Genomic DNA, 11,033 nt, shown 5'->3' with positions numbered 1-11,033 from the left:
CCCATTTGATGTCAACAATTTAATTAAAATTCTTTTTAACTAAACCTTGCTACATCCCGCAGCAACTATACGTTGAACGTATATGCAACATCGAGGTTTACCCTGTGATGTTGCGAGTGACCTAAGTATATTTGGTCTCCCTTGAAGCGAGGGCGCATCTTATAGATCTACAGCTTCACGTCAACCATTATTAGCAAAAAACTCATTAACCATCACCTAAGTGAACATTATTTATACATACATAGTGAAAAGAGTGAATTACCGTCCTATAAGGACCATCATTGATCACTAAATTATTCACTATTGCCTTAAAAACACTAAAATTGAGAATGTTCATACAAATAAATGTAAAGAAACAAGCTCAGTACTAGATGTGAGTATCTTTGTCTTTCACTACTACTACTAATATCACTACTTCTAATTCCTAACGCTTATTATCAACTGTTAACTGCAATAAACTGTTTACTGTTTTTATCAATTAACTTTTCATTAACCTTTTAATCATATTATTCAATGAATTAGTCGTTATCATGATGAAAATTTAGATTTATCGCCCTGATAAAAAAAGGCTACAATAATGACCTACACCTATTTGCCAGTTTCTTTGGAGAAATCATGGATATAAAAACAGATACTCGTAACAGTGTGAGTTCACGCTCGACAACACAAAAAGCGTTACGCATTAACCTTGATGAAAAAAAGTACGGCACCATAGTAGAAATCGGCGCAGGTCAAGAAGTGGCCCGACAATTTTTCTTAGCAGGTGCCGCGGCAGGTACTATCGCCAAAACTATGTCTGCATACGATATGAAATTTTCAGATGCCATTTATGGCGTGCAGGAAGACGGCCGCTATGTAAGCAAGGGTCGCGTTAAAGCCATGATGGAGCAAGAATTTGATTTGGTAGTAGACCGAGTAGGTGACATTCGATCTAAGTCGTCACGCTATTTCGCTTACGCAACCACTGTTTCTGCTAAAAGTTTTAATCGAAACAACGAATGTCATGCTTGGTGCGGTATAAGAGTTCAAATGTACCCTGGCGCAAAACCTTCAAATATTACCGTGCATGTTAGAATGCTTGATGACAATGCTGAGGCGCAACAACAAGCCTTGGGTGTACTTGGTGTTAACCTTATTTATGCCGCCTACCATTATTTTGAAAACCCAAAGCAAATTATTGATTCATTGGACGATGGTATAAAAGCCAACCGTATTGAAATAGATTCCATTGATTTTGAAGGGCCTTATTTTGAAGATGCCGACAATAGAATTAAAAACATCCACCTTATACGTAGCTGGAAAACTCGTGGCATCATGTTCAAACCTGATGGCACTGTGGCAGTACCCGCTGAGATGTTGTACAAAAAAAATATACTGACCATTCGAGGCTCATTCCGCCCAGTCACTAATTTAAATGTAGACATGATTGAGCAAGGACAAAATTCCTTTTCCGAATTGCCTGGAGTCGACCCAAGTAACACTGTTGCCATAGCCGAAATATCCCTTAACGATGCCCATGGTAAAGATGAAAAAGTACCGGGAAGTGACATTGTTGCCAGAGTCCAGTTACTCAACTCACTTGGTTACAACGTAATGGTTTCGGATTACACACGTTACTTCTCTTTAAGAGCTTACTTCCGTCAATTCACTCAGTTACAAATTGGTATAGTGATGGGTATGGTAAACGTTAAACAGATATTTGATGAGAAATTCTACCGAGGTGTAGAAGGTGGAATATTAGAAGGCTTTGGAAAACTTTTTCCAGATAATACGCGCCTGTTTATCTATCCAGAAATGGATACCCATGGCCAATTAACAGAGTTTACCGATGTTAAAGTGCCTGAGCATCTACGTTTTTTATACCGTCATTTGTTAGAAAACGGTTTTTTACATGGTATCGAGTGCAGCGATCCGAAGTTATTTAATATCTATTCACGTGAGATCCTTAAGCAAATTTCTAATAACCAGGGCGACTGGCAAAAAGATCTACCTAAAGGTGTGGCAGAAGAGATTATTAAACATAAATTTTTTGGCTATCGCAGCTAAAACTAATTAGGTTAAAAAATATAAAAGGAGGACATAATTTTTATGTCCTCCTTTTATGTCTAATTATCAGTAAATCCTAAGCCTTTCCTCGTAAATATTCCTGCAGCGCATTTTGCCCGGAAACAAAAGCAAGTTGATTAACATCCATATTCTTCATATCTAACCAAAAATAACGACTAATCTCTTCTTGCTGCAAGACTAATGAGGGCTCACTGTCGAAGCGGATCTCGAAAAAACTGTCTAATGTTGAGTAAAGTACGTCTTTAAAAAGATAACGGTTAGGGTAAGAAAAAAGATACTGCATATTATCAATAGGCAGTTGCAACTCCTCCATTAACTCTCGGGTCAACGCTTCTTCATTTGATTCGTTGTAATCAGCAAAACCACCAGGAAAATCTAATTTTCCTTTCGCAGGTTGTTGCGCTCTTTCCACCAGCAATATCTGATCATTACATACAATAACCGCAGACACTGCAGCGGCTACATTATGAAAATAAACAAAGCCGCACAAATTACAACAATAAGCTTTCGCACCCTGTCTGAACAGACTTGGTTGACCACATTTGACACAATGCAGATTAGGATCATCATTCACCATATTAGAAACCTAAATTTAATTTAAACGACTAAATAGGCGAACCAGGAGGTAGAGGCTTTAATTCAAAATGTGAAACCCATTTACCTAGACGCCAATATTGTTCCAACTGACGAGCCATGACTTCGCTATGTGAATGGCGACTTTTATTTTTCAACCAGCTATGTAAATTAATTAATTGCAATTCAATCTCACCACGAACTTCAGGTGCCAGAGCTTCTTGATGCAAAGCTTTTACTACTTGATCCAAAACCAAATAATTGACCCGTTGATTAAGGAGTGTTTTATCCTTGGAACTTTCCTTTTTTATGGTGTTTTTAAACAATGTAGTCAATAGATATGCGACATCAGGTGTATCTTTCGAGTGTTGTTTTTGTTGCGAAACACGATTTAAACGCTCTGCTTTTAATAACAGATTAAGACTATACCCAGCAGCAGATTCTGCCGCACTGATGGGGTCAAACGTATGTCCAGTTCGACCTTTAAAACTTTCGCGAGTTCGACTTTCACCATAAGCTTTAGGCGTGATCAGTTGAGTCAATCTGGTAGGAATACTCAAAAAGTCACTGTGCAAGGTTTTTAACATCGCAGCTAATGCAACTTTTTGCTGCTTGCCAGCAACAATATTGACACCTTTAGCCATTAAATAGTCACCTTTTAACTCATACTCGTAGCTCACACCGCCAATTAACTTAGCCACGGCGTCTAACTGATAGCGATGTAACAGATAAATAGGTGCAAAAGTTTCTTCCAGTGAAGATAAGGTGGCGCCCGTTTTAATTGTTTTAAGACCAAAATTAGCCATAGCAACTTTGCGTACTTCGCCGATACGGCTTAATTCAGCAACGGGATCAGCACCATTGTCCCAAAGATGCCCCTCTGCATTGGCGGCATTTGACTGACGAGAATCTGGATCAGATTGATACCTGAAACCATTAGCTCTGGCATCAACAACCAAACTTTTTAACCCCCGCTGTTCGCTTTTAGTGTCTGGATAAACTTGATAACCATAAGCCACCACATATTTATCCCACTCTCCAATTCCTTCGTCGTAAGCATCGTCTAAACTGATTTTACCATTTTGTACCCTCATCAAAGGATGAGGGTAATCCATCACTGACTCTCGGCCATATTCGCTAGCGGCAAAGTTATGAGCAATACCAATCGTGTGTCCAACTTCGTGTGCAGACAGCTGGCGAATACGAGCAAGCGCCATATTTTTTTGTTCAGAAATATCAACTTGTTCATCAGCAGCGTCAACAGCCATTCCATCCGCACTAAAAGGACTGGTTAAACCTAAGGCAATTAAATAATCCTGCTTAACGCGCAGTGAACCCAAAGTGACATGCCCTTTAATAATTTCGCCGCTACGAGGATCGATAACAGACGAACCGTAAGACCAGCCACGCGTAGCTCGGTGCACCCATTGGATAACGTTGTATCGCACATCCATAGGATCCGCATCTTCGGGTAACACTTTAACCTGAAAAGCATTTTTATAACCTATGGCACTAAAGGCTTGATCCCACCACAAAGCGCCGTCTCTTAATGCACTCATTACGGGCTCAGGAATGCCAGGGTCAAGATAATAAACAATAGGTTCAATCGCCTCGCTCATATCCGCATTCGGCTGCTTTTTATTTAACCGATGCCGAGGAATAAACTGTTTTGTCATATTATCTTCAATTGCCACTGAATAATCTTGATAGCCCACTGACCAAAACCCAGAAAAAGGTACAAATTTTCTTGGCTGATAATCGGTATCAGGTAACTTCACCAGTGAATGATGCAGATGCACAGAAATGCTAATAGGATCGGGAGTAACCTGATATACATACTGCCCCGGTTTAGAGCCTCCAAAGGTTACTAAAGCTTCTAATTCAGTGTTATCTGGAAATGCTTTGCTACGGTCTAAATACACTCCACTGCGCTTTAGATCAACTTTATAACTACCTTGATCAGTTGCCGCTAGACGTTGTGAAATTTGATGAATGTCAGACAATAAAAAATCTGTATAGTCGATAATAACCGAATTATCGTCTGCAGCCACGACAGGAAAACCAGCAATCACAGAATCAGCAAAAGCCTCATCAATACTTGCCTGTTCAGCAAGGTTTGATGAACTAGCACGATACTGTGTATTTAATTGTTTAAGCAGTACCTTATTACCATAGCGCTCAAATTTAACCAGCCGGGTATCACCAAGCTGCCCACGATCTAAACCAATATCATTTGACCCAATACCTTGAGGCATACTGCTTTGAAATAAAAAAGTCTGATCAAACTTATCAATTTTTAGGAAAACTTTGTCCTGTTCGATTTGATAATAAAAATCAAAAAAGCCGACCTTGTGTTGCAAATTGATAGTAAATTTTTCTATCGGATTAACATCTTCCAGCTCAACTGCAGGTGACAAAGCGGAGATAAATATAAAACAGGCTAAAATCATTCGCATAACAACTCTTTTCCCTAATGATTAACTATGGCAAATGCAAACATTACCCAAAATTGACTCTAAAAAAAAGATCAATCTTAATATTGTGAGGATCAGAAGCGTTCCAAAATGGTGCACAAAATCACTTTTAAAGTGCACCAGTTACAATCATGAATTTTTCAACACACAATAAGATACTTAATATAAAGCAACAAAAAAAAAACTTAGCTTCAACAGGCGCCCACGATAGTTCGAGTATAAAAGCTTGATAATATTATACATGCAACCAATTTACCAAACACCGCACCACAAAGTCGCAAAACAAATACAACAAATACAACAAATACAACAAATACAATGAATACAGCAGGTACAACATAAAATTATCATAAAAATGACATAAAAATAACATAATCTAAAAAACATGATATTTATCATATGTATAAAAAAAACATTAAAAAATTAACATAAGAAAAAAGTCAGATTTAAACTCTATTACATACAAACTTTTAAAAGTTTCACGTTAAATATGAACAAAAACCACAGTAAAAACAAAAAAAATAAATAACTTAACTTAAACCATTGATTTTAATATAATTTTAAAAATAGGTATAGTTTTTGCTTTACAAGATATTAGATTCAATAAATAATTATCTTAGTTAGAGGATAATCTCGACACGGAATTTGATGGAGACAAAATTGGATACTCAAAAGTCTGGTTCGGTAAAAAACAACACCAATAAGTTTGCAGCGGTATACCGACTAGTCGATATTATCTTAATACAGACCCTGCTGTACCTGTCGGTATCAGTGTATTCACAAAATTACACAATATCATATTTCACTTTATCTCTTATAGGATCGGTAGGTTTTGCGTTAATAGCAGAGTCATTTGCCCTTTATCGGTCGTGGCGCGCAGGTTTTTTCAATCAAGTCGTATTTTACACTATTGTATGCTGGATTTTTTCAAGTCTGTTGGTATTGACTTATCTATTTGTGTCTAAGACCACAGCAGATTACTCCAGATTTTCGCTTTTACTTTGGACGTTTTCAACGTTAATTCTACTTATCTCATGGCGGTTTTGTTTTCAATTATTTTTGATGGCAATGCGAAGAAAAGGTTTTAACACACGCAACATTGTCATATTTGGTTTATCTGAAAAAGGTATACGCCTTGCCAAAGAAGTAATGGATAACCCTGCAAGTGGCTATCGATTAGCTGCGTTTTATGACGACAGAGATAAAGAGCGATTAGACGAAGACTATCATTATTATTTGAGAGGCAATATTGCCAAAGGCATCGAGAACGTCAAGAAAAATAAATACGACGTGGTTTACGTTACGCTCCCCATTTTAGCGCAAACGCGAATTCAAGACATATTATATGCACTTGGTGATTCAACAGCCACAGTCCATGTAGTACCAGACCTATTTATGTATTGCCTGATGCACGGTGAAATGTCCCATGTGGGTAACATTCAAACTATTAGTGTTTACGACAACCCCATGAAGGGTGGTTTAGCAGTAGTCAAAAGGTTAGAAGACCTGATACTCGCCAGCGCGATCATGACCTTGATCACTATTCCAATGCTAGTGATTGCTGTGTGGATAAAATGTACGTCCAAAGGGCCCATCATATTTAAGCAAGATCGATACGGTTTGAACGGAAGAAAAATCAGGATGTGGAAATTCCGCTCCATGACAGTCACAGAAAATGACGCTGTGGTCACTCAAGCCAAGAAAGGTGACACTAGGATCACAAAGGTCGGTGCCTTTTTACGACGAACTTCGTTAGATGAGCTTCCACAATTTATAAACGTTCTCAAAGGCGACATGTCGGTTATTGGCCCGCGGCCCCATGCGGTAGCGCACAATGAAGAATACCGAAAGATTGTAGATTTTTACATGTTACGACACAAAGTTAAGCCCGGCATAACTGGTTGGGCTCAAGTTAACGGTGCCCGTGGTGAAACAGAAACTGTCGATAAAATGAAAATTAGGATTGAGTACGATTTGGAATACATCAGAAATTGGTCACTTTGGTTAGATTTCAAAATAATCATATTTACGGTATTTAGAAGCTTCAACGATAAAAATGCGTACTGATTTGAGGTATTGATTTTTTATAAGGATTTAAAATGAAGATCACGTTTTACGGTATTGGTTATGTAGGATTAGTGCAGGCAACGGTGCTTGCCGACGCTGGTCACGATGTGTGCTGCGTAGATATAAACGAAAGCCGCATTGAAAATCTTAAAAACGGTATTGTGCCCATTTTTGAACCGGGATTAACCCCGCTAGTTGAAAAAAATTATGCTGAAGGGCGCTTGATCTTCACCACCGATGCCAAATTTGGGGTTGAGTTTGGCGAACTACAATTTATTGCGGTAGGCACCCCCCCCGATGAAGATGGCTCAGCTGACCTACAATACGTGTTAAAAGTAGCCGAAACCATTGCCACCCACATGAGCTCAGACAAGGTCATTATCAACAAATCGACCGTACCTGTGGGCACAGCCGACAGAGTGAGCGCGCAAGTACAAAGTGTACTCGATGCTAGAGACTCCCAGTTAACATTTGCCGTAGTGTCAAACCCTGAATTTTTAAAGGAAGGCGCCGCGGTGAACGATTGCCAGCGACCCGATCGCATCATAATAGGCACTGATTCAGACGACGCAGAAAAGTTAATGCGCTTACTTTATGAACCCTTTAATCGTAATCATGAAAAAATCATTGTGATGGACGTCAAAAGTGCTGAACTGACCAAATACGCTGCTAACTGCATGTTAGCGACAAAAATCAGCTTCATGAATGAAATGGCCAATATCGCTGAACGCGTGGGAGCAGACATCGAAAATGTACGTCACGGTATAGGATCAGACCCCCGCATTGGTTATCAATTTATTTACCCGGGTTGTGGCTACGGCGGCTCCTGTTTTCCTAAAGATGTGCAAGCATTGGTGCGCACCACAGATGCCATTGGCTACGAGTCTGAAATATTAAAAGCGGTAGAACGGGTTAATTTTCGCCAAAAAGACAAGTTATTTGGTTACATATCAAAACACTTCAAGTTAGACCAAAACCCTGATGCCTTAAAAGGTAAAACCTTTGCACTATGGGGCTTGTCATTTAAGCCCAATACCGACGACATGCGGGCCGCCTCAAGCTTGGTATTAATGGCGTCTTTGTGGGCAGCCGGTGCCAAAGTACAAGCATATGACCCAGAAGCCATGGAAGAAACCCAGCGTATTTGTGGTAACCGCAAAGACCTTACACTAATGGGCACCAAAGAAGCGGCCTTACAGGGTGCCGATGCCCTAGTTATATGCACTGAGTGGCAAAATTTCAGATCACCGGACTTCGAGCTAATTAAAGAAAAATTAAATACCAATGCCCTATTTGATGGCCGCAACATGTTTGAACCCTCGCGTATGGCGGAAAAAGGCTTTGCTTATTATTGCATTGGTCGTGGTTTGTCCGTTTTCGGTAATGAGAGTGAGCCAGCATAATGAAATTTTTAGTCACCGGTGCTGCCGGCTTTATCGGTAATGTTGTTGCCCAACGGTTATGCCAGCAGGGTCATGACGTTGTTGGTTTAGATAACCTTAATGATTATTACGACCCCAACTTAAAGTTGGCGCGCTTGAAAAGGATTGAGCATCTAGCCAACTTTAGATTCATAAAAATGGATCTGGCTGATCGAGATGGCATGGCCAATTTATTTTCCAGTGAAAAATTTGAACGGGTTATCCATTTAGCGGCGCAAGCCGGTGTGCGTTACTCCATTGAAAACCCCATGGCCTATATCGATTCAAATATTGTTGGATTTGCCACCATATTAGAAGGCTGCCGCCATAATAAGGTGCAACATTTAGTCTACGCCTCATCTAGCTCTGTATACGGTATGAATGACAAAATGCCTTTTTCAACCGACGATGCCGTGGACCATCCGGTTTCCCTTTATGCTGCCACTAAAAAATCTAATGAACTAATGGCTCATACTTATAGCCATTTATATGATTTACCCACCACGGGCTTACGTTTCTTTACGGTTTATGGCCCCTGGGGTCGCCCAGATATGGCGCCTTTCTTATTCACTGATGCCATCCTTAATGACCGTGAAATTAAAGTGTTTAACCACGGGAAAATGAAGCGTGACTTCACCTATATCGATGACATTGTTGAAGGCATTGTGCGCATTCAAGATGTGGTGCCACAGCGCAATCCTGAAAATCCCAATACCTCACCATCATCAAGTAAAGCACCCTATAAAGTGTTTAATATTGGTAATAACGAACCGATTGCCTTAATGAGCTTTATTGAAGCGATCGAGAAAGCGGCAGGTAAAGAAGCTAAAAAGAACTATATGCCAATGCAAGCGGGTGATGTACCTGCGACCTTTGCTGATATTGATAGTTTACAAAATGAGGTCGGATTCAAACCAGCTACCAATATTGCATATGGCATGCAGCAGTTTGTTGATTGGTACCGCATCTATAAAGAGAGAGAATAGCAAAATGAAGTGTATTTTTATAGGAGGGGCAGACCGCAGCGGCACGACATTACTCGCTTCATTATTATCGTGTATTGAGGGAAGTGTTGTAACACCTGAGTCGCTATTTAAAACAGAAATAACATTTGAAGAACCAATTAACACCATTGAATACAGCAAAAAATTAAATTTAAACCCAAATTTTAAGCGTTGGAATGTTGACTTAAGTAATTTAAACAATATAAAACACAAAGATTATAAGGAGTACTATTCTAATCTTTTATGCCAATACAAGCCTGATAAGAAAATAAGATATTGGATTGATCACATCCCCAATAATTTAAGATATTCCAGACAACTAAATGATGTTTTTGATGACTGCTTTTTCATACATATCGTGAGAGACGGGCGTGCCGTAGCAAACTCTCAAATTTCATTGGAGTGGGGGGCAAATACATTCCTAGCAGCCGCAAAAGATTGGATGAATAAATTATTGTACGGTGCCGTTACAGAGAACTTGTTTCCCACTAGAACAATTTCTATAAGATATGAAGATCTACTCGATGACCAATCACCGACAATCAAAAGTATATTGGATTTTATAGGTATTAAGGAAACGAATGAGACAAAATCCATCGACTCTTCATTTTTACCAGAATTCACAAAAAGTCAACACTCTCTTGTTGGGAAAGGGCCAGATAGAAGCAGAAGCATGGACTGGAAGTCGAAATTGTCTACTCAAAATATAGCCGACTATCAATATTATGCTGGAGATATACTCATGCAAATGGGTTATGAACTAGTTGACACGAAAAATACTAAAGTCACTAAAAGCCATTTAGTTAGAGAAACCTTCAAAGAGTTATGGTTTAAAAAAGTGATTAATCCTTCTCGATACATTAGAAATAGAAGATAGATTAATAATGTCGCTTAACAAAAAAATTATCAACGGATCGATTTGGGGGATGATAGGTAGCGCTAGTTACCAGTTATCCGGCTTAATTATTTTTATTATTATCTCTCGGATATTATCGCCTGTTGATTTCGGTACGGCTGCATTGGCTATCGTGTTTGTTGAACTGACTAATACATTGGTTCGTTATGGGCTTATTCAAGTGATTATTCGAAGTACAAAAAACAATACTGATAATATTGAAAACAATGTTTTTATGACAACGTTAATTTTAGGGATTATTACTAGCTTATTATTCATAGTGACCGCTCCATATTTAGAATCTATATTTGACGCCCCTGGGCTTGCCATATCCTTGCAGATTTTATCACTTGTGCCAATTATGCAGGCATTAACAACCATTCCAGAAGCATTGTTGAGGAAAGAGTTTAAGTTTAAGTTATTGGCGATTAGATTGTTAGGCTCTTCGAACATTGCGGGAATAATTGCAATATATCTTGCATACAGCGATTTAGGGTTTTATAGCCTTATTATTCAAAAAATATTATCAGTA

Annotated in this window: 8 protein-coding genes; 6 read left to right on the top strand and 2 right to left on the bottom strand. The window is 39.0% G+C overall.

Annotation, left to right across the window (positions count from 1 at the left end):
- The first annotated feature begins 615 nt into the window (after positions 1–615).
- Positions 616–2,046 (top strand): TonB-dependent receptor, encoded by a 1,431-nt coding sequence (locus QZ562_RS16375; RefSeq protein WP_293762446.1) that lies wholly within the window; start codon positions 616–618, stop codon positions 2,044–2,046.
- Positions 2,047–2,122: 76 nt separating this feature from the next.
- On the opposite strand, the gene QZ562_RS16370 is transcribed toward QZ562_RS16375, so the two are convergent.
- On the bottom strand, positions 2,123–2,644 hold the full coding sequence (locus QZ562_RS16370) for an NUDIX domain-containing protein (protein ID WP_293762444.1): 522 nt from the start codon (positions 2,642–2,644) through the stop codon (positions 2,123–2,125).
- 28 nt (positions 2,645–2,672) lie between these two features.
- Entirely contained in the window at positions 2,673–5,096 is a 2,424-nt protein-coding gene (locus tag QZ562_RS16365; protein ID WP_293762441.1) for a zinc-dependent metalloprotease, read from the bottom strand.
- A 678-nt stretch (positions 5,097–5,774) separates the two neighbouring features.
- Here QZ562_RS16365 and QZ562_RS16360 point away from each other — a divergent pair.
- The 5 genes from QZ562_RS16360 to QZ562_RS16340 all read left to right on the top strand — a co-directional run.
- Entirely contained in the window at positions 5,775–7,181 is a 1,407-nt protein-coding gene (locus QZ562_RS16360; protein WP_293762435.1) for an undecaprenyl-phosphate glucose phosphotransferase, read from the top strand.
- Between the two features lie 32 nt (positions 7,182–7,213).
- Entirely contained in the window at positions 7,214–8,584 is a 1,371-nt protein-coding gene (locus QZ562_RS16355; RefSeq protein ID WP_293762431.1) for a UDP-glucose/GDP-mannose dehydrogenase family protein, read from the top strand.
- On the top strand, positions 8,584–9,588 hold the full coding sequence (locus QZ562_RS16350) for an NAD-dependent epimerase (protein ID WP_293762428.1): 1,005 nt from the start codon (positions 8,584–8,586) through the stop codon (positions 9,586–9,588). Before QZ562_RS16355 ends, QZ562_RS16350 begins: the two co-directional genes overlap by 1 nt.
- A 4-nt stretch (positions 9,589–9,592) precedes the next feature.
- Entirely contained in the window at positions 9,593–10,483 is an 891-nt protein-coding gene (locus QZ562_RS16345; protein ID WP_293762425.1) for a sulfotransferase, read from the top strand.
- A gap of 7 nt (positions 10,484–10,490) precedes the next feature.
- On the top strand, positions 10,491–11,033 hold a 543-nt coding region (locus tag QZ562_RS16340), incomplete at its 3' end, for an oligosaccharide flippase family protein (protein ID WP_293762422.1).

Origin of the sequence: uncultured Paraglaciecola sp. (assembly GCF_913058035.1) — a bacterium.
In the GTDB taxonomy this organism is placed as follows: domain Bacteria; phylum Pseudomonadota; class Gammaproteobacteria; order Enterobacterales; family Alteromonadaceae; genus Paraglaciecola.
The sequence above is the reverse complement of the archived record's forward strand: the minus strand, read 5'-3'. Positions and strand labels throughout refer to the sequence as shown.